This is a genomic window from Duganella hordei, assembly GCF_040369125.1.
Classification (GTDB): Bacteria; Pseudomonadota; Gammaproteobacteria; order Burkholderiales; family Burkholderiaceae_D; genus Rugamonas; species Rugamonas hordei.
Genome location: NZ_BPWI01000002.1, coordinates 136,201 through 156,266 on the forward strand (window position 1 = coordinate 136,201; position 20,066 = coordinate 156,266).

Here is a 20,066-nt window from a genome sequence, read left to right on the forward strand (position 1 = left end):
GAATTTTGCAAGATTTTTGACTCGTGGCCGCCAAAAGCATACCGTTTCCGATCCCAATAATTTTTTGATAACACGGAGACGGAAATGACCACACGACTCATTGCTGTGCTGATCGCAGGCTTATTCGCCGGCGCATCGGCTTCCGCGCTGGCCCAGTCCAACAAGGTCTGGATCAGCGTCGGCGACGCCGCGTATGCGCAATTGCAGAAGGCGGCGCCGCAGGCGGCGGCCCGCGAAAGCCGCGCCACCCTGGCCGGACAGGAGAAAATCCATCTGGTCGAAGTCGACGAGCGGCAGATGCTGGCGCTGTCGGCCGCCGTGCACCGCGAACTGCACCGCTGCGGCGGCTTCATGTTCCACGCCAGCGAGGCGGCCGGCATCGCCGCGCTGACGCCGTCCAAGACCCGCACCACGCTGGCGGGCCTGGCCGCGGCGCGGCCGTCGTATGCGATCGACCAGCAAAGCGTGGTCAATCCCATGCTGGCCCAGATGCAGGCAAGCAACATCGGCCAGACCATCATCGACATGTCGTCCTACGCCAACCTCTATTACACGACCAACAACGGCGTCAACGCGTCGAACTGGCTCAAGCAGCGCTGGACCACGATGGCGGCCGGCCGCAGCGACATCGCCGTGACCCAGTACACCCATTCGGCCTACCCGCAAAAGTCGGTGATCCTGACCATCACCGGCACCGACAACCCGAACGAAGTGGTGGTGCTGGGCGGCCACCTCGATTCGATCAACCAGGCCGGCACCAGCGAGACCACGAAGGCGCCCGGCGCCGACGACGACGCCTCCGGCATCGCCAGCATGACCGAGATGCTGCGGGTGATGATCGCCAGCGGCTACAAGCCGCGCCGCACCATCAAGATGATCGGCTACGCCGCCGAGGAAGTCGGCCTGCGCGGCTCGCAGGACATCGCCCAGAACCACAAGGCCAGCAACGTCAACGTGGTCGGCGTGATGCAGCTCGACATGACCAACTACAAGGGCTCGGTCAACGACATCTACCTGTACACCGACTACACCGACAACGCGCAGAACACCTTCGTCGCCAACCTGATCACGACCTACCTGCCGACGCTGAAGATCGGCTACGACAAGTGCGGCTACGCCTGTTCCGACCATGCGTCGTGGACCTCGGCCGGCTACTGGTCGTCGATGCCGTTCGAGGCGGCGATGGGCGAGGACGATCCCTACATCCACACCGCCAACGACACCTACGCCAACAGCGGCAACCAGGCCGACCACGCGCTCAAGTTCGCGCGCATGGCGCTGGCCTACGCGGTGGAGCTGGGCAGCGACGGCGCCGGCGTCACGCCGCCGGCCGAGCGCACCGAGACCTTCACCGGCAGCCTGGCCAGGGGCCAGACCCGCGCCTACGGTCCTTACCAGGTGGCCGCCGGCGGCAGTTTCAGGGCGGCACTCAGCGGCACCGGCGACACCGACCTGTATGTGCGCAAGGCCGGCGCGGCGACCACCAGCAGCTACGATTGCAAGTCCGACGGTCCGAGCAGCACCGAGAGCTGCACCGTGTCGTACGCCGCCAACGGCAACGCCTATGTGCTGCTGAACGGCTATGCGGCGTCGAGCTACACGCTGACCTTGACCTACCTCCCGCAATAAGGGCGACGGCGGCCGGCGATGCTGTGCCGGCCGCCGCATCTGGAGTATGCTTTCGCCATCATTCAAAGGAGACAGCAATGCCCAGTTTTGAAACCGTGACCGTCGGCGTCGAAGACCATATCGCCACCGTGCGCCTGAACCGCCCGGAGAAGATGAACGCGATGAGCCTGGCGATGTGGAACGATATCCGCAGCGCCTTCCAGTACATCGATGCGACGCCGGAGATCCGGGTGGCGATTCTGGCGGGCGAAGGCAAGGGCTTCACCGCCGGCATCGACCTGCAGATGATGATGGGCCTGGGCGCGCAGATCCGCGACGACTGCGACGGCCGCACGCGCGAGAACCTGCGCCGCGTGATCCTCGACCTGCAGGACACGCTGACCAGCCTGGAGCGCTGCCGCAAGCCGGTGCTGGCGGCCGTGCACGGCGCCTGCGTCGGCGGCGGCATCGACCTGATCTGCTGCGCCGACATGCGCTACTGCTCGGCCGACGCCTGGTTCACCATCAAGGAAATCGACATCGGCATGACGGCCGACGTCGGCACGCTGCAGCGCCTGCCCAAGCTGATCGGCGACGGCATGGCGCGCGAGCTGGCCTACACGGCGCGCAAGGTCGATGCCGCCGAGGCGAAGGAGATCCGCCTGGTCAACCGCGTGTTCGACTCGCCGGAGGCCTTGCGCGACGGCGTGCGCGCCATCGCCGCCGACATCGCCGCCAAGGCGCCGCTGGCCATCCGCGGCGTGAAGGAAATGATCACCTACGCCCGCGACCACACGGTGGCCGACGGCCTGAACTACAACGCCACCTGGAACGCGGCCATGCTGATGTCGGCCGACCTGCAGGAGGCCATGATGTCCGGCATGAGCAAGCGCCCGCCTTCATTCAAGGATTGAACCCGCGGCTGCGCCCCCCAGCACGGCCAGGGCCAGTTCGTCGAGCTCGCGCCGCATGTCGTCGATCGACGGCGGCTCGGGCGCGTCCACCCACCACGCCATCGCCTCGACGATGCCGCCAGCCACGAACATGGCCACCCATGGATGCGCGGCGGCCGGGTGCCGTCGCCGTTTGAGTTCGATCACCACCAGCTGGAACACCATGTGCCGGAAGCGGCGCGCCACGCCGTGTCCGCTGCGGCGCCCGATGGCTGCCCTGAACACGTCGCGCTGTTGCGCCATGTGGCTCAGCAGGCCGGCCAGAAAGTGGCAGCCGGCATGTTCCGTGTCCGCCCCCTGCGCGGCGATCATGTCGCGCAACTCGTTCAGGCCTTCGGACAGCAGGTCCTCCTTGCTTTGATAGTGCATGTAGAAGGTCGAGCGGCCCACGTTGGCACGGTCGCAAATCTCCTGGATGGTCAGCTCGTCCCAGCCACGCAAAGCCATCAAGTCCAGCATCGCGTCGCGCAGGGCGGCCTTGGTTTTGAGGACGCGGCGGTCCGGTGCTGGTGTGCTGTCGGTCATGGCGTTCCTGGACATAAAGCGGGTGGATGTCTGCTAACGGACACAGCCCCGGCCTTCGCGCTGTCGCGGCGAAGAACCGTGGGCGATCATGAACACGTGTCCATTCCAGGAGTGTAGTCCATGTCCGATCCCCTTGTGCCCGTGCGGCCTTTCGCCGCGTCCCGCCCGAACTGGCGGTGCTATCTGTTTTATCCGCTCGCCCTGGCCGCCACGCTGGTTTTCATCCACGCCGCGGTCGGCGGCCGGCTCGGGCCGCTTGGCCAAGCCTATCCGGTTTATCTGCTGACCCTGATCGCCACCATGGTGGCCCTGGAGCGACTCGCGCCGATGCGCAGCGAGTGGAACATGACCCGGGCATCGTTCCTGCGGCGCGATTTGCCGATGCTGGTCGTCAACGGCGCGACGATTGCCGCGACCACGCAGGCCGTGACCTGGCTGGCCGGTCGTCACGCGGGGCTACCGCTTCATCACAGCGCGCTGCCCTGGCAGGTTGAAGCTGTCTGCGCGGTGCTGATGTCGGATTTTCTCTGGTACTGGCTGCATCGCTACAGCCATGAAGGGCGGGGCTGGCTGGGCCGCTGGCTGTGGAAGACCCATGCGGTCCACCATCTGCCTGGCGAGGTGTACGTGTTCATGCATGTGGTGGGTCATCCCATCAACAGTGCCTACGTCCGCGTGCTGCTGATGCTGCCGGCCATCCTGTTCGGCTTTTCGCCGGCGGCCGTGTTCGCCGCCTCGGCGTTCAATGGCTTCCAGGGGCTGGTGTCGCACTTCAACGTCGATGCCAGGGCGGGATGGTTCAACCGCTTGTTGATCGGCACCGAGCTGCACCGTTTTCATCACAGCGCCAGCCTGGATGAGGCAGGGAACTATGGCGCCACCGTCTCGATCTGGGACCAGCTGTTCGGCACCTTCCGCTTGCCGGGCGCGGCGCCGGAGCGGCTGGGCGTGGCGGACCGCGAGCAATATCCCGGCGACCGCCAATTGGTCAGGTTGCTGGGCTTGCCCTTCCGGTAAAAGGGCAAGCCCGGTTCGCCTCCCGGCGCTTATGGCTTCAGGCTGAAGTTGACGTTGCTTTGATTGAGCAGGGAGATGTCGACCAGCGGCAGGCTGGCCGTGGTGTAGCCCTCGGCGGAGGCCTCGACCATGTATTTGCCCGCGCCCGGCAGTACGGTGGCGGCGCTGGCGAATTGCAGCGGCAGCGTGGCGCTGTACACCGCGTATTGCGGCGCGCCGACCGGCAGGCCGCTCAGCGTGTAGCTGCCGCTGGCCAGGTCGGCGCCCTGGTATTTGATCGTGACCGTCGGCCCGGCCACGAAGCTCTGCTTGGCGGCGACGTAGGCGGTGGCGGTGCTGCTGGCCGGCGTCAGCGTGACGGTGCCGCCGATGCTGCCGGTGGCGGTGGCCGGCAGCGTGATCGGCGCGGCGGCGGTGCTGATGGCGACCGTGGCCGAGGTGCTGGTCACCGGCACTGTGCCGACCACGGCGGCGGCGCGGCTGTCGGCCGTGACCACCACGTCGTAATTGCCCAGCGGCAGGCGGCTGAGCGCGAACTCGCCGGTGGTGGGATTGGGCGTGGTGGCGCTGACGATGGCGCCGCTCTGCTGCGCCGACACCATCACGTGGCTGGCCAGCAGCGCGGTCGAGACGAAGCCGCCGATGCCGTTCAGCGTGGTCGGGATCACCTTCACCACCGGTTTCAGCGCGTACTTGCCGTTGCCCTTGGTGACGATGGATTTGCAGGCGTCGAAGTCCAGCACCAGGTCGACGCGCTGGCCGGCGGCGACATCGAAGGCGTTGATCAGCTTGATGCCGCTTTGCACCGCGCTCGGCGTATCCAGCGATTGCTCGGTGGTGCTGCCGCTGACGACGACGGAGTTGGCCAGTCCGTTGCCGGTGTTCGGGTCGAGCACCAGCCGCAGCTGCGTGTAGTGGCCGGCGGTCAGCGCGGTTTGTCCCAGCGCCTCCAGCGTGCCGTTGGTCAGGGTCAGCAGGTTGATCTTGCGGGCCGGGTTCAGTGTGATGTCGGTCCAGCCGGCATCGGTGTCGCTGGCCGAGCTGCTCTGGTTGACGCGTACCTTGTTGACCGTGACGTTGACGGCATCGAAGCCGCAAGACGGCGCGTCCGTCATCGACACGGCCAGCGTGCCCATGGTGACTGGGGGGGCGGTATCGCCGCTGCTGCCGCCACCGCCGCCGCAGGCACTCAGGCCGGACAGGGACAAGGCCGCGGCGGCGGCAAGATAGATGGATGGGCGTGCTGGTTTCATGATGGGTCTCCCGATAATCGCGCGTCTGGCGCTTGTTGTGGCGACGCGGTGTCGCTGTGCGGATAGTGTGAGTTCTTTCTAGAAACTTTTATGTGCGATGCCGAACATAGCGCGCGCCTCTTACATTTGTTACACCTCGGCTCGCTTGAATCCGCACGCAGGGTATTTTCTGTGCCGAGGAAGAATCGGTTGTTGTAATTCCCAAGGCAAGGTTATAATCGTCGCGCTGCCGCAAGGTGGCAAACGCTAGGGGTCCTGCAAATCGCACAGCGAGGCGCGGGTGAGAAATACCCTCCGAACCTGATCTGGATAATGCCAGCGAAGGGAAGCTTAGGACATCGCCGCCACACATCGCCGTATCCGTGATGGGCAAGTCCAACCTCCTTTGCTGGCTCCTGTAGCTAACAAAGGAGCCAAATGAACGCCAACGCCAAATTCCTCTCCGCCACCGCCACGGTGGACGAGGCAGCCATCAAGCCTTTACCCAATTCCCGCAAGGTCTACGTTCAAGGCAGCCGTCCCGACATCCGCGTGCCGATGCGCGAAATCACCCAGTCCGACACGCCGGCATCGTTCGGCTTCGAGGCCAATCCGCCGATCTACGTCTACGATACCTCCGGCCCGTACACCGATCCCGACGCGGTGATCGACATCCGTTCCGGCCTGGCGTCGACGCCGCGCCTGCCGTGGATACTGGAGCGCAACGACACCGAGGAACTGGACGGTCCGACCTCCGAATATGGCCAGGCGCGCCTGGCCGATCCGGCGCTGGCCGAGCTGCGCTTCAACCTGCACCGCAAGCCGCGCCGCGCGCGCGAGGGCAAGAACGTCACGCAGATGCACTACGCCCGCCAGGGCATCATCACGCCGGAGATGGAGTTCGTCGCCATCCGCGAAAACCTGCGCCGCAAGGAATACCTGGAGAGCCTGAAGACGTCCGGCCCGATGGGCCAGCGCCTGGCCGACCTGATGGGCCGCCAGCATCCGGGCCAGTCGTTCGGCGCCAGCATCCCGGCCGAGATCACGCCGGAATTCGTGCGCGAGGAAATCGCCCGCGGCCGCGCCATCATCCCGGCCAACATCAACCACCCGGAAATCGAGCCGATGATCATCGGCCGCAACTTCCTGGTCAAGATCAACGCCAACATCGGCAACTCGGCCGTCACCTCGTCGATCGGCGAGGAAGTGGAGAAGATGACCTGGGCCATCCGCTGGGGCGGCGACAACGTCATGGACCTGTCCACCGGCAAGCATATCCACGAAACGCGCGAATGGATCATCCGCAACAGCCCCGTACCTATCGGCACCGTGCCGATCTACCAGGCGCTGGAAAAGGTCAACGGCAAGGCCGAGGACCTGACCTGGGAAATCTATCGCGACACGCTGATCGAGCAGGCGGAGCAGGGCGTCGACTACTTCACCATCCACGCCGGCGTGCTGCTGCGCTACGTGCCGATGACGGCCAAGCGCCTGACCGGCATTGTCTCGCGCGGCGGTTCGATCATGGCCAAGTGGTGCCTGGCGCATCACAAGGAATCGTTCCTGTACACGCACTTCGAAGAGATCTGCCAGATCATGAAGGCCTACGACGTGTCGTTCTCGCTGGGCGATGGCCTGCGTCCCGGCTCGATCTACGACGCCAACGACGAGGCGCAGCTGGGCGAACTGAAAACCCTGGGCGAGCTGACCCAGATCGCCTGGAAGCACGACGTGCAGGTGATGATCGAAGGCCCCGGCCACGTGCCGATGCAGCTCATTAAAGAGAACATGGACCTGCAGCTGGAGCAGTGCCACGAAGCGCCGTTCTATACGCTGGGCCCTTTGACCACCGACATCGCGCCGGGCTACGACCACATCACCTCCGGCATCGGCGCCGCGCAGATCGGCTGGTACGGCACGGCGATGCTGTGCTACGTCACGCCCAAGGAGCATCTGGGCCTGCCCGACAAGAACGACGTCAAGGACGGTATCATCACCTACAAGATCGCCGCCCATGCGGCCGACCTGGCCAAGGGCCATCCGGGCGCGCAGATCCGCGACAACGCGCTGTCCAAGGCGCGCTTCGAATTCCGCTGGGACGACCAGTTCAACATCGGCCTCGACCCGGACAAGGCGCGCGAGTTCCACGACGAGACCCTGCCCAAGGATTCGGCCAAGGTGGCGCACTTCTGCTCGATGTGCGGTCCGCATTTCTGCTCGATGAAGATCACGCAGGAAGTGCGCGAGTACGCGGCGGCCAACGGCATGTCCGACGGCGCGGCGCTGCAGCAGGGCATGCAGGTCAAGGCGGTGGAGTTCATCAAGAGCGGCGCCGAGCTGTATCGCAAGCTGTGAGGCCGGCATGATCGAGATTGAACTCAACGGCGCGCCGCACGCGGTGCCGCCGAGGCAGACGCTGGATCAACTGGTCGATGCGCTGTCGTTGACGGGGCAGGCGCTGGCGCTGGCGGTCAACCGCTCGGTGGTGCCGCGCCAGCAGTGGCCGCAGCGCGAGCTGCAGCCGCAGGACAAGGTCGACATCGTGCGCGCCATCGGCGGCGGTTGATCGGCAAGGAACTTGAATAAGGAACGGACATGAGCAATCAAGACGTATTGACTATCGCAGGCAAGAGCTACACATCGCGGCTGCTGGTCGGCAGCGGCAAGTACAAGGACCTGCCGCAAACCCGCGAGGCGACCGACGCCGCCGAAGCGGAAATCATCACCGTGGCGATCCGCCGCGTCAACATCGGCCAGGATCCGAAGGCGCCCAGCCTGCTGGACGTGCTGCCGCCGTCGCAATACACCATCCTGCCCAACACGGCCGGCTGCTACACCGCCAAGGACGCCATCTACACGCTGCAGATGGCGCGCGAGCTGTTGAACGGCCACAAGCTGGTCAAGCTCGAAGTGCTGGGCGACGAGAAGACGCTGTTCCCGCACATGCCGGAAACGCTGATCGCCGCCGAGGCGCTGGTCAAGGATGGCTTCGACGTCATGGTCTACTGCAGCGACGATCCGATCCAGGCCAAGATCCTCGAGGACATCGGCTGCGTGGCGGTGATGCCGTTGGCCTCTTTGATCGGTTCCGGCATGGGCATTTTGAATCCTTGGAACCTGTCTCTGATCATCGAGCAGTCCAAGGTGCCGGTGCTGGTCGACGCCGGCGTCGGCACCGCGTCCGACGCCGCCATCGCGATGGAGCTGGGCTGCGACGGCGTGCTGATGAACACCGCCATCGCCGGCGCGCGGGATCCGGTGCGCATGGCGCGCGCCATGAAGCTGGCGGTGCAGGCGGGCCGCGAGGCCTACCTGGCCGGCCGCATTCCGCGCAAGTTCGCGGCCTCGCCGTCGTCGCCGATGGCCGGCCGGCTGTCGTGAGCGCGACGCTGCAGGCTGCGGACAAACGGCCTTGCGTGCTGGTGTTCGCCGGGATGGATCCGTCCGGCGGCGCCGGCGTCGCGGCGGACCTGCAGGCCGTCGCCGGGCAGGGCGCGCATGCGCTCACCGTCGTCACCGCGCTGACGGTGCAGGACAATGACCGCGTCCACGGCGTGCAGCCGGTCGACAGCGGCATGGTGCTGCGCCAGGCGTGGACGCTGGTCGAGAAGATGGCCATCGGCGCGGTGAAGATCGGCATCCCCGGCAGCGCTGCCAATGCGCTGGCGATCGCCGAGGTGATCGTGCGCCTGCGCGGCCGCCAGCCGGACCTGCCGGTGGTGCTGGATCCGGTGCTGGCCAGCGGCCATGGCGACCTGCTGTCGCGCGATGACGCCGTGAAGGCACTGGCGCCGCTGCTGGCGCTGGCGACGGTGCTGACGCCGAACGGGCCGGAAGCGCAGGCGCTGACGGGCGAAGCCCAGCCGGCCGCCCAGGCGCAGGCGCTGCTGGCGCGCGGCTGCCGCCATGTGCTGATCACCGGCGGCCATGCCGACGGCGACGAAGTGGTCAACCGCTGGTTCGGCCCGTCCCACGGCGCCGTGCGCGCCGGCGATGCCGAGCGCGAATGGCGCTGGCCGCGCCTGGACGGCGGCTTCCACGGCAGCGGCTGCACGCTGGCATCGGCCATCGCCGGCCAGCTGGCGCTGGGCGCGCCGACCGCCGGCGCGCTGTCGCTGGCCCAGCAATACACCCACGGCGCGCTGCGCGACGCCTACGCGGTGGCCGCCGGCCAGCGCATCCCGCTGCGCTCACCCCTAAGCTGAGAGGGCATCATGCAAGGACTTTACCTGGTCACCCCCAACTGGGACGACACCGACCGCCTGCTGGACCTGAGCGAACAGGCGCTGGCCGCCGGCCGCGACGGCATTGCGATGCTGCAATACCGCCACAAGGAAGCCGGCCCCGAACTGCGCCTGGCGCAGGCCACGGCGCTGCTGGCGCTGTGCCGGCGTTACGGCGTGCCGTTCATCGTCAACGATTTCGTCGAGCTGTGCGAGCAGATCGATGCCGACGGCGTCCACCTCGGCGGCACCGACGCCGAAGTCGCGCAGGTCCGCGCCCGGCTCGGCTCCGGCAAGATCATCGGCGCCTCCTGCTACGGCGACATGCCGCGCGCGCTGGATGCGCAGGCGGCCGGCGCCAGCTATGTGGCGTTCGGCGGCTTCTACCCGTCGCGCGTGAAAAAATACGCGGTGACTACCAAGTTGGAGATCCTCGACCAGGCGCGCGAGGCGATCGCCGTGCCGACCGTCGTCATCGGCGGCATGACGCCGGAAAACGCCGCGCCGCTGGTGGACAGGGGCGCCAACATGGTGGCCGCCATCAGCAGCGTGTACCAGGCCGACAGCGTGGCCGCCGCCGTCGGCCGCTTCCTGGCGCTGTACAAAATGCAATAAAACGTTCGCGTCACGGGTGGTTTTCGGCCGTATAATTGGAGCGTTAGCTTAAGCCCAAGGTTGCCGCCACATGAATGTACCTACCAGCCCGAAGCGTTTGATACTCATCGTCGACGACGATCAACTGCTGCTCGACTTCCTCGGCGAGGTGCTCGGCCACGCCGGCTACGACATCCTGAAAGCGTCGTCCGCCGAGCAGGCCCTGCAGGCGATCGCCCAGCGCGAGCCCGACCTGGCCTTGCTGGACATTCACATGCCCGGCATGAACGGCCTGGAACTGGCCAAGCAGCTGCACGCGACCAGTTCGGTGCCTTTCATGTTCCTGTCCGGCCGCGGCGACGCCGACGCCGGCAAGCAGGCCGCCTCCTATGGCGCGGTCGGCTTCCTGGTCAAGCCGGTCGACGAGAAGCATCTGATGCCGGCCTTTGCCGCCGGCCTGGCCCGCGCCGACGAAATCCGCCAGTTGCGGCGCACCGAGCTGAACCTGAACGCGGCGCTGGCCGCCGGCCGCGAGACCAGCCTGGCCGTCGGCTTGCTGATGTGCAAATTCCAGACCGACCGCAACACCGCCTTCGAGGTGCTGCGCGACCACGCCCGCTCCAACCGGCGCAAGGTCAACGAGGTGGCCGACCAGCTGCTGTCGGCCGAGGAAACACTGAACAGCCTGCACGCCGCCTTCAACCAGCGTCTCAAAAAGTAAACATCTGTGCCTGAAGGCAAGCATTTTCTTGCCTTCGGGAATTTTTCAGATACACTATACGTAGTACTACGCGGCAGGGCCTCCAACCTGCGCCTGCCGCCTCACCGGCCGCCTGTTCCCTGCGCCCGTCTTGATTCCCTCGGCCCAACTCCGCCGATCGTCTGCGATTCCCTGTCTTACCCAGTAGCCGGGCATCGCATTTCTATCAGCTTTGTGTGCGGAGACACCCATGACCAACGATATTTCCCGGGACACCTACCGGCCCTTCAACGACCAGGAGGGCGGTGCTGCCATCGGCTTTTCCATCTTTGCGACGGCGCCGCGCGTGCTGCATGTGGACGGCGACGCCGACGCCGCGCTGGTGCTGTCGACCTTGCTTGTGCCGGAAACCCACGTCACCCACGCGGCGACCTTCGCGGCCGCGCAGCGGCTGCTGGAGCTGGAGCAGTTCGCGCTGGTGGTGATCGATCCCGACCTGCCGGACGGCGACGGCGCCGACCTGCTGTCGACGGTGCGCATGCGCCAGGGCGACGCCCGGGTGCTGCTGTATTCGGCGCGCCACCCGGAACGCCACACCGTCGGCAGCGCCTTCCTGCCCAAGCCGTGGACTTCGCCGCGCCAGCTGTGGCGCACGGTGTCCGACCTGCTCGGCATCGGCCAGGCGATGCCGGTCGAGCCGCAATAGTCCCCGCACCACAGATCGTCCCCGGCTTGCTATCATGGCGGATCACCGGAACGGCACGCCCGTTCCGGCATCCCGAACAACGCAGCCACAGGACGAACAATGAAAACCAAAGCAGCCATTGCATGGCAGGCGGGCAAACCGCTGACGATCGAGGAAGTGGAACTGGGCGGTCCGCGCGAGGGCGAGGTGCTGGTGGAAATCAAGGCCACCGGCATCTGCCACACCGACTACTACACGCTGTCGGGCGCCGATCCGGAAGGCATCTTTCCGGCCATCCTGGGCCATGAGGGCGCGGGCGTGGTGGTCGACGTCGGCCCCGGCGTCAAGTCGCTGAAGAAGGACGACCACGTCATTCCGCTGTACACGCCGGAATGCCGCCAATGCAAGTTCTGCCTGTCGCAAAAGACCAACCTGTGCCAGTCGATCCGCTCGACCCAGGGCCGCGGCCTGATGCCGGATGCGACCAGCCGCTTCTCCATCGACGGCAAGCCGATCTATCACTACATGGGCACGTCGACCTTCTCCAACTACATCGTGGTGCCGGAAATCGCGCTGGCCAAGATCCGCGAGGACGCGCCGTTCGATAAAGTCTGCTACATCGGCTGCGGCGTGACCACCGGCGTCGGCGCCGTGCTGTTCACGGCCAAGGTGGAGGCTGGCGCCAACGTCGTCGTATTCGGCCTGGGCGGCATCGGCCTGAACGTGATCCAGGCGGCCAAAATGGTGGGCGCCGACAAGATCATCGGCGTCGACATCAACCCGGCCCGCCAGGAGATGGCGCGCAAGTTCGGCATGACCCATTTCGTCAATCCGAAGGAGGTGGACAACGTGGTCGACGCGATCATCCAGCTGACCGACGGCGGCGCCGACTACAGCTTCGAGTGCATCGGCAACACCACCACCATGCGCCAGGCGCTGGAGTGCTGCCACAAGGGCTGGGGCCAGTCGATCATCATCGGCGTGGCGGCGGCGGGGCAGGAGATTTCCACCCGTCCGTTCCAGCTGGTGACGGGGCGCGTGTGGAAGGGTTCGGCCTTCGGCGGCGCGCGCGGCCGCACCGACGTGCCGAAGATCGTCGACTGGTATATGGAAGGCAAGCTCAATATCGACGACCTGATCACCCACCGTCTGCCGCTGGAGCGCATCAACGAAGGCTTCGACCTGATGAAGAGCGGCGAATCGATCCGTTCGGTGGTCATTTACTGACGTCCGTCGCGGCGGGATGCGCTTTGCTCCGTCAAAGTTGCATTCCGTCGCAATCCGCAGGCGCTCGGCGGGGTGTTTGTCTACAGTGGAGTCATGGAAGCAAGGCCCACCACTGAAGGAGAAACATCATGAACGTACTGAAAAACATGGAAGTCATCTTTGTAGCCAGCGCAGTCATCCTGTGCGCCACCGGCTACGCCAGCGCCGAAGTGCGCACCGCACCCGCGATCGATCCCGGCTCGGTGAAGGTGGCCGTGGTGGACGGCGTCAAGATGCCGGTCGTGACCATCAGCGCCAAGCGCGCACGTTAAACACCGTTGGCCGCATGTAGAAAAAAAGTTCTAGACATCGTCATCTAGATAATTTATTCTACATCCATCAACTGGGAGTGCGGCATGGAAGCAATACGCATGGTGACGATTTCACGGCAGGCAGGCGCTTATGAATAGCGTCCTGCCGGCCCTGGTGCCCGCCGTAGGCTGGGCACTGCTGCATTTCATCTGGCAAGGCCTGCTGATCGGCTGGGGCGTTGCGCTGGCGATGCATGCGCTGCGCGGCGCCCGTCCGCAGACCCGGTATGCGGTGGCCTGCGCCGGCATGCTGTTGTGCGCGGCGCTGCCGCTGGCCAGCATCTTCATGCACCTGGCCGACGCCAACCGCGGCGACAGCGCGGTCCACATGCTGAGCGTGCTGGTCGATGCCGATGGCACGGCCGGCGCCGGACTTGGCGCCGCCGCCATCGTGCCGACCCTGTTCGGCGACGATACCTTGTCTGCCTGGGAAACCATGTTGCGCCGCCAGCTGCCGTGGGTGGTCGGCCTGTGGCTGGCCGGCGCGGCGCTGATGTCGCTGCGGCTGGCGGTGGGCCTGAAATGGGTGGCCGAGCGCACCCGTCCCGACGAATACACCGTCAATCATTACTGGCAGCGCCGCTTGTCCGAGCTGGCGCGCCGCTTCGAGATTCCGCAGCACGTCAGGCTGGGCGTGGCCGACCTGCTCGACAGCCCGATCACCGCCGGCTGCTGGCGTCCGATCGTGCTGGTGCCGACGGCGCTGGTCAGCGGCATGCCGCCCGATTTGCTCGAGGCGCTGCTGGCGCATGAACTGGCGCACATCAAGCGGCACGACTACCTGGTCAACCTGATTCAAAGCGCGATAGAAATCGTGCTGTTCTATCACCCTAGTGTTTGGGCCTTGTCACGCAGGATACGGATCGAGCGGGAACAAATCGCCGACGACCTGGCGGTAGGCATGCTCGGCCAGCCGCAACGGCTGGCGCAAGCCCTGTCGGAACTGGATCGTTTCCAGTTCGATACCACACAACTTGCCCACGCGGCTCACGGAGGAAATCTCATGTCTCGTATCAAACGCCTGCTGCGTCCCGATGTTGAACCGGTCAGCTGGAAGATGGCTTTGCCCTTGATGGGTTTGTTCGCCGCCGGCGCCGTGTTCTACGCCCATGCCGCGCCGCCGGCTGCCGCCATGGCCGAGCCGCAAAGCGCGGTGGCTCCTGCCGCCGCGCCCGCACCCGATCCGGTGCCAGCCCCCGAGCCAGCGCCGTACCCGGTCGCCAAGCCGGCGCCGGCCGCCAAGGCCGCGCCCGCCGCGAAGGCAGCTCCAGCAGCCCCAGCTGCGCCGGCCGCTCCTGCCGCTCCTGCTGCACCCGCAGCACGTATGGCGATCCATGTAGTGCCACCGGTTCCCGCTATTCCAGCTATTCCAGCTATTCCGGCCATTCCAGCTATTCCGGCCATTCCCGCCATCCCGGCAGTGCCGGCGATGCGCGCCGTGGAAATTCCCCCATTGCCACCGGTTCCTGCAATTGCTGCGTCCGACCTGCGGGTCCAGACCGGTCCGAACGGCGTGCGCTCTTTCAAATTCGACCGCCTGGCGATGAACCGCAACGATGCCGACTTCGCCTACGCGCTGGTGCAGGCCGACCGTGACCGCATGACCGTCTCCGCCGACAGGCGCGACCTGGCCCGCGTCGACGGCATGCGCCAATCCATGAAGGGCGATTTCGTCTGGTTCCGCGACGGCGACAAAACCTATGTGATCCAGGATCCCGTCACGCTCGCCAAGGTCAACGAGGCCTGGGGGCCGGCCAACCGCATCGGCAAACAGATGGAAGAGCAGGGCAAGAAAATGGAAGTGCAGGGCAAGGCGATGGAAGCGATAGGCGCGCAGATGGAAGCCGTCTCCCGCGAGACCGCCAGCGGACCCGAGCGCGAGCTGGAACGCCAGCACCGCCAGCTGGAGCGCGTGGTGCGCCAGCAGGAAACTGTCGGCCGCAAGATGGAGCAGGCCGCGCGCGAAATAGAAGGCGATCCCACTCCTGAGAAAATGCGCGCCTACCGCGCCAGGCAGGACCAGTTGCGCGCCGAAATGGAACCGCTGGGCAAGCAGATAGCGCAATACCAGGCCGAGATCTCCGCGCAGGCGGCAAAGATCGCCCAGGCGCACGTGCCGGTGCAGGAAATGAGCCGCAAGATGGCCGAGCAAAACCGGCCGATGGTGGAACTGGGCCGGCAGATGGGCGAACTGGGCCGCGAGCAGGCCAAGGCCAGCCGCGAAGCCGAGCGTACGACCAGGGAACTGATACGTGAAGCCCAGAAAAACGGCAAAGCGGTGCCCGTACCGTCGGCTTGAACCGCGTCGTTGAGGTGAGTCCCGGTATAATCACGGGATGCAAAATCTTCTTCACAACCTCAACGACGAACAACTCGCCGCCGTGACCCTGCCGGCACAAAGCGCCCTGATCCTGGCGGGCGCCGGCTCCGGCAAAACCCGCGTACTGACCACCCGCATCGCCTGGCTGATCCAGACCGGGCAGGTGTCGCCGTCAGGCCTGCTCGCCGTGACCTTCACCAACAAGGCGGCGAAGGAGATGATGACGCGTTTGTCGGCGATGTTGCCGATTAATACACGCGGCATGTGGATCGGCACCTTTCACGGCCTGTGCAACCGCCTGCTGCGCACCCACCACCGCGACGCCGCGCTGCCGCAGACCTTCCAGATCCTCGATTCGCAAGACCAGCTGTCCGCCATCAAGCGCCTGATCAAGGCCAACAACGTCGACGATGAGAAGTTTCCGCCGAAAGAGGTGATGTACTTCATCAACAACGCCAAGGACCAGGGCCTGCGCGCCGACAAGATCGATCCCTACAACGCCGACGAGCGCAAGAAGGTCGAGCTGTACCAGATGTACGACGATCAATGCCAGCGCGAAGGCGTGGTCGATTTCGCCGAGCTGCTGCTGCGCACCTACGAGCTGCTCAGCCGCAACCAGCCGCTGCGCGAACACTACCAGCAGCGCTTCAAGCACATCCTGGTCGACGAGTTCCAGGACACCAACGACCTGCAATACAAGTGGCTCAAGCTGCTGGCCGGCCACGGCGAGCGCGACGGCGGCGGCGCGCTGTTTGCCGTCGGCGACGACGACCAGAGCATCTACGCCTTCCGCGGCGCCAACGTGGGCAACATGAGCGCGTTCGAACGCGAGTTCCACGTCAAGAACCTGATCAAGCTGGAGCAGAATTACCGCTCGCACGGCCACATCCTCGATGCCGCCAACGTGCTGATCGCCAACAACAGCAAGCGCCTGGGCAAGAACCTGCGCACCGACGCCGGCCACGGCGAGCCGGTGCGCGTCTACGAGGCCAGCTCGGACCTGGCCGAGGCGCAGTGGATCATCGAGGAAACCAAGAACCTGATCGCCGACGGCGCCGCCCGCAGCGAGATCGCCGTGCTGTACCGCTCCAACGCGCAGTCGCGCGTGATCGAGCATGCGCTGTTCTCGGCCGGCATTCCGTACCACGTCTATGGCGGCCTGCGCTACTTCCAGCGCGCCGAGGTCAAGCATGCGATCGCCTACCTGCAGCTGATGGACAACCCGCACAACGATTCGGCCTTCCTGCGGGTGGTGAATTTCCCGACGCGCGGCATCGGCCTGCGCTCGATCGAAGCGCTGCAGGCGGCCGCCGACCAGCACCGCGTCTCGCTGTACGCCGCCGTGCCTTATGTGGCGGGCAAGGCCGGCTCGTCGCTGGGCGGCTTCGTCAAGCTGATCGAGGGCGCGCGCTTCGAGACGCAGCAGATGGCCTTGCCGGAACTGGTGCGCGTGGTGCTGGAGGCTTCCGGCCTGCTGGCCCACTACCAGACTGAAAAAGAAGGGGCCGACCGCATAGAGAATCTGGAGCAGATGGTCAGCGCGGCCACGCAGTTCGTCTCGGAAGAAGGCTTCGGCCAGGGCGCGCCCGCGCACCTGGGCCCGCAGGCGCAAGCCCAGTCCGGCGCGCCGATCGTCAACGAGGATGGCTTCGAGATCCTCGACGCCGATGCGCCGCTGGCCACCGTGATGTCGCCGTTGTCTGCCTTCCTGTCGCACGCGTCGCTGGAGGCGGGCGACAACCAGGCCACCGCCGGCCAGGAAGCCGTGCAGATGATGACGGTGCACTCGGCCAAGGGACTGGAGTTCAACAACGTCTTCATCACCGGACTGGAAGAGGGCCTGTTCCCGCACGAGAGCAGCTCGCGCGAGCATGACGGCGTGGAGGAAGAGCGCCGCCTGATGTACGTGGCGATCACGCGCGCGCGCCAGCGCCTGTACATGTGCTTCGCGCAGACCCGCATGCTGCATGGACAGACCCGCTACAACATGAAGTCGCGCTTCTTCGACGAGTTGCCGGAAGAGTCGTTGAAGTGGCTGTCGCCGAAAGTGCAGTCGCACTGGTTCGCCAACAAGAAGTCGGCCTGGGACGAAACGCCGCTGGTCGGTTCAGACAACGCCATCGCGCAGAAGATCGCGCAGAAGGCGCCCGGCGCCGGCTGGCGCATCGGCGAGTCGGTCGCCCATGGCAAGTTCGGCGAAGGCGTGATCGTCAACATCGAGGGCAGCGGCAGCAATGCGCGCGCCCAGATCAACTTCGGCAGCCACGGCATGAAGGTGCTGGACCTGAGCATCGCCAAGCTGGAACGGATGGGGCGTTAAAGCTTAATCTTGCTGGTCCAGCTTGACCGCCGCGGCTTCGGCCTGCGGCGGCGCACCGAAGATCTGGCGGTAGCTGGCATACAGCGTGCAGTGCATCAGCACGATCATCATCAGGAAGATGGTGAAGATGGAGGCCACTTCCAGCTGCGGCGAGTCGAACAGCAGCACCGGGATCGCGGTGCAGACCTGGAACATCAGGAACAGCACGATCGCCACCGCGAGGAAGGCCTTGATGTCGCGGCACACGGTGACCACGCTGAAGAACAGCGCCTTGGCCAGCGTCATTTTCTGCCAGTAGATCAGCGGCGCGGCCAGGCAGGTCAGCATCCAGCCGGCCATGTAGACGCCGGACGACACGAACAGCGCGCTGCGCGAATCCTCCAGCAGCTTCTGGTCCATCTCGATCTGGCGGGTGGCCATCTGCACCAGCACGCCGCCGTCCATCAGGCTCAGCACCGTCAGCGACAGCAGCATCACCAGCAGGTACAGCACCCCCAGGCCCAGCAGCGGCCGGCGCGCCGGCTTGCGGAAACCGCTGAGCACCAGGTTGGGCATGGCGCGCTTGCCGTCGTCGATGTCGGCGCAGGCCTGCAGCAGCGCCACGCTGAACATCGGCGCCAGCAGGATGGGCGCCATGCCGCCGATCAGCGGGATCAGCAGCGAAAACAGCGACAGGAACATGCAGCAGAAGAACAGCGCCATCAGCGCGCCCGGCTGCCTGCGGAATACCTGCATGCCTTGTTTGACCCAGTGCCAGCCTGCGCGTGCGGGAAGCTTGCTCATCCGCGCAGCCCCGGCGCCGGCGTAGCGATGCGTTCGCGCAGGATGCGCTCGAAGTGGGTCGGATCGTGCGGCGTCAGCATCTCGGCCTCGCGCGGCAGGTGGAAGTCGTACAGGCGCGACAGCCAGAAGCGCAGCGCCGCCGCGCGCAGCATCGGCTGCCACGCGGTTTGCTCGGCGTCGGTGAACGGCCGCACGGCGTGGTAGGCGTCCAGCAGGGCGCGCACGCGGGCCGTGTCGAGCACGCCGGTGTCGAGGGCTATGCACCAGTCGTTGACGGTGACGGCGACGTCGAACAGCCAGGTGTCGCAGCCGGCGAAATAGAAATCAAAGAAGCCGGTCAGGCGTTCGCCGTCGAACATGACGTTGTTGCGGAACAGGTCGGCATGCACCGGACCCACCTGCAACTGGCGGTAGGTGTGGCAGCCGGCAAAGGCTTCCTGGAAATGCATCTCGGCCTTCAGCAGGTGGGCATTGCTGTCCGACAGGAAGGGCAGCACTTGCGGCGTGGTTTCGTTCCACCAGTCCAGGCCGCGCAGGTTGGGTTGCTGCAGTTCGTAGTCCAGGCCGGCGATATGCATGCGCGCCAGCATGGCGCCGACTGCGGCGCAATGCACCGGCTGCGGATCCATTTGCGAACTGCCCTCGAGCTTGCTGACGATGGACGCCGGCTTGCCGTGCAGGGCGACGATCAGCTCGCCCTGGTCGTTGGCGACCGGCGCCGGCACCAGCACGCCGCGGTCGGCCAGGTGGTGCATCAGCTTGAGATAGAACGGCAATTGTTCGAAGGACAGGTTCTCGAAGATCGTCAGCACGAACTCGCCGCGCTCCGTCGTCAGGAAGAAATTGCTGTTTTCGATGCCGGAGCTGATGCCTTTGAGCGCCAACGCCGAGCCGAGGGGGAATTGCTTGATCCACTGGGCGATATCGTCCAGGGAGACCGGGGTAAACACTGCCATGTGAAAATCTGATGAGGTTAGCTGAGGATGCCCGCCATGGCGGGCGCCTGCGTTATTGTTTTATTTCACGGCTGGCGGCGCGGCGGTGTCCGCCGAACCGTCTTCTTCCGTGGTCTTTTTCTTCTTCTTGCCGATGTCGAACTCCATCACCGTCCATTGCGCGCCGCGGTTGGCGCCGCCCAAGGCGTCGCCGGGCAGGGCCGTGCCGGCTGGGTGGTTCGGCTTCAGTTTGTACGTGCTCGGACCGCTTTTGACGGTGGCTTCGACGACGTTGCCGCTGTTGTCGCGCTTCTCGGAGATCTGGTGTTCCTGGGTCTGCTTGGCCGTGACCGTGATCGGGTCGTCCGCCACTTCCTCTATCTTTTCCAGTTTCGGCGGCGCCTGGCTGGGAGTGGACTGCGCCAACGCCGCGTGGGTGACCAGAGTCAGCAGCAGGGCCGGCAGGAGGGTGGAGGTGCGCATCATGATGGATCGCCTTAGAGGGTGTGAATAGCCATGGAATTTTTATGTATGATCCATTGTAACAAACTGACACGCTTCGCTGTTTTAAAAGGCGTAAGCTCCTGGTTTGCG

Annotated in this window: 19 protein-coding genes and 1 riboswitch; of the genes, 14 read left to right on the top strand and 5 right to left on the bottom strand. The window is 65.5% G+C overall.

Features of this window, described 5'->3' with window-relative positions; all coding sequences use genetic code 11:
* Positions 1-84 precede the first annotated feature (84 nt).
* Positions 85-1,629, top strand: a complete 1,545-nt coding sequence (locus ABWW33_RS04790; RefSeq protein WP_353399516.1) for a M20/M25/M40 family metallo-hydrolase — start codon at positions 85-87, stop codon at positions 1,627-1,629.
* A 77-nt stretch (positions 1,630-1,706) separates the two neighbouring features.
* Complete coding sequence (locus ABWW33_RS04795; RefSeq protein WP_353399519.1) at positions 1,707-2,522, top strand: crotonase/enoyl-CoA hydratase family protein; 816 nt, start codon at positions 1,707-1,709, stop codon at positions 2,520-2,522.
* Here ABWW33_RS04795 and ABWW33_RS04800 read toward each other — a convergent pair.
* A complete protein-coding gene (locus tag ABWW33_RS04800; RefSeq protein WP_353399522.1) occupies positions 2,508-3,101 on the bottom strand; it encodes a TetR/AcrR family transcriptional regulator in 594 nt (197 codons plus the stop codon). The genes ABWW33_RS04795 and ABWW33_RS04800 overlap by 15 nt on opposite strands.
* Positions 3,102-3,206: 105 nt before the next feature.
* Here ABWW33_RS04800 and ABWW33_RS04805 point away from each other — a divergent pair, with 105 nt between their 5' ends.
* The gene (locus ABWW33_RS04805; protein WP_353399525.1) at positions 3,207-4,103 is read left to right on the top strand and encodes a sterol desaturase family protein; all 897 of its coding nucleotides are present in this window, start codon (positions 3,207-3,209) and stop codon (positions 4,101-4,103) included.
* Positions 4,104-4,132: 29 nt separating this feature from the next.
* Here ABWW33_RS04805 and ABWW33_RS04810 read toward each other — a convergent pair whose 3' ends face one another.
* Positions 4,133-5,356 carry a DUF4382 domain-containing protein gene (locus tag ABWW33_RS04810; protein ID WP_353399528.1) on the bottom strand — a complete coding sequence of 408 codons (1,224 nt, stop codon included), beginning with the start codon at positions 5,354-5,356 and terminating at the stop codon, positions 4,133-4,135.
* A gap of 238 nt (positions 5,357-5,594) precedes the next feature.
* Positions 5,595-5,700: riboswitch (TPP riboswitch) on the top strand.
* A gap of 73 nt (positions 5,701-5,773) precedes the next feature.
* Here ABWW33_RS04810 and thiC point away from each other — a divergent pair.
* The 11 genes from thiC to ABWW33_RS04865 all read left to right on the top strand — a co-directional run bounded on the left by thiC (position 5,774) and on the right by ABWW33_RS04865 (position 17,754).
* Positions 5,774-7,690, top strand: coding sequence for a phosphomethylpyrimidine synthase ThiC (thiC, locus tag ABWW33_RS04815; RefSeq protein WP_176654765.1), 1,917 nt, complete (start codon positions 5,774-5,776; stop codon positions 7,688-7,690).
* A 7-nt stretch (positions 7,691-7,697) separates the two neighbouring features.
* Entirely contained in the window at positions 7,698-7,901 is a 204-nt protein-coding gene (gene thiS, locus ABWW33_RS04820) for a sulfur carrier protein ThiS (RefSeq protein ID WP_176654764.1), read from the top strand.
* A gap of 29 nt (positions 7,902-7,930) precedes the next feature.
* Positions 7,931-8,716, top strand: coding sequence for a thiazole synthase (locus tag ABWW33_RS04825; protein ID WP_353399531.1), 786 nt, complete (start codon positions 7,931-7,933; stop codon positions 8,714-8,716).
* Between the two features lie 53 nt (positions 8,717-8,769).
* On the top strand, positions 8,770-9,540 hold the full coding sequence (gene thiD, locus ABWW33_RS04830) for a bifunctional hydroxymethylpyrimidine kinase/phosphomethylpyrimidine kinase (RefSeq protein WP_353400690.1): 771 nt from the start codon (positions 8,770-8,772) through the stop codon (positions 9,538-9,540).
* A gap of 9 nt (positions 9,541-9,549) precedes the next feature.
* A complete protein-coding gene (thiE, locus tag ABWW33_RS04835; RefSeq protein WP_353399533.1) occupies positions 9,550-10,173 on the top strand; it encodes a thiamine phosphate synthase in 624 nt (207 codons plus the stop codon).
* A 70-nt stretch (positions 10,174-10,243) separates the two neighbouring features.
* The gene (locus ABWW33_RS04840) at positions 10,244-10,873 is read left to right on the top strand and encodes an ANTAR domain-containing response regulator (protein ID WP_176654761.1); all 630 of its coding nucleotides are present in this window, start codon (positions 10,244-10,246) and stop codon (positions 10,871-10,873) included.
* A 229-nt stretch (positions 10,874-11,102) separates the two neighbouring features.
* Positions 11,103-11,558, top strand: a complete 456-nt coding sequence (locus ABWW33_RS04845) for a DNA-binding transcriptional response regulator (protein ID WP_353399536.1) — start codon at positions 11,103-11,105, stop codon at positions 11,556-11,558.
* A 99-nt stretch (positions 11,559-11,657) separates the two neighbouring features.
* Complete coding sequence (locus ABWW33_RS04850; RefSeq protein WP_176654759.1) at positions 11,658-12,764, top strand: S-(hydroxymethyl)glutathione dehydrogenase/class III alcohol dehydrogenase; 1,107 nt, start codon at positions 11,658-11,660, stop codon at positions 12,762-12,764.
* 128 nt (positions 12,765-12,892) lie between these two features.
* On the top strand, positions 12,893-13,075 hold the full coding sequence (locus ABWW33_RS04855; RefSeq protein ID WP_176654758.1) for a hypothetical protein: 183 nt from the start codon (positions 12,893-12,895) through the stop codon (positions 13,073-13,075).
* Positions 13,076-13,205: 130 nt separating this feature from the next.
* Positions 13,206-15,413 (top strand): M56 family metallopeptidase, encoded by a 2,208-nt coding sequence (locus ABWW33_RS04860; RefSeq protein WP_353399540.1) that lies wholly within the window; start codon positions 13,206-13,208, stop codon positions 15,411-15,413.
* Positions 15,414-15,450: 37 nt separating this feature from the next.
* Complete coding sequence (locus tag ABWW33_RS04865) at positions 15,451-17,754, top strand: UvrD-helicase domain-containing protein (protein WP_353399543.1); 2,304 nt, start codon at positions 15,451-15,453, stop codon at positions 17,752-17,754.
* 3 nt (positions 17,755-17,757) lie between these two features.
* On the opposite strand, the gene ABWW33_RS04870 is transcribed toward ABWW33_RS04865, so the two are convergent.
* The 3 genes from ABWW33_RS04870 to ABWW33_RS04880 are packed head-to-tail and all read right to left on the bottom strand — an operon-like array spanning position 17,758 to position 19,958.
* Positions 17,758-18,537: a BPSS1780 family membrane protein gene (locus ABWW33_RS04870; RefSeq protein ID WP_353399546.1), complete on the bottom strand. Its 780-nt coding sequence runs from the start codon at positions 18,535-18,537 to the stop codon at positions 17,758-17,760.
* Positions 18,534-19,493: a homoserine kinase gene (locus ABWW33_RS04875; protein ID WP_176654753.1), complete on the bottom strand. Its 960-nt coding sequence runs from the start codon at positions 19,491-19,493 to the stop codon at positions 18,534-18,536. The genes ABWW33_RS04870 and ABWW33_RS04875 overlap by 4 nt, the downstream gene beginning before the upstream one ends.
* A 60-nt stretch (positions 19,494-19,553) precedes the next feature.
* Positions 19,554-19,958: a hypothetical protein gene (locus ABWW33_RS04880; protein WP_176654752.1), complete on the bottom strand. Its 405-nt coding sequence runs from the start codon at positions 19,956-19,958 to the stop codon at positions 19,554-19,556.
* Positions 19,959-20,066: the final 108 nt, after the last annotated feature.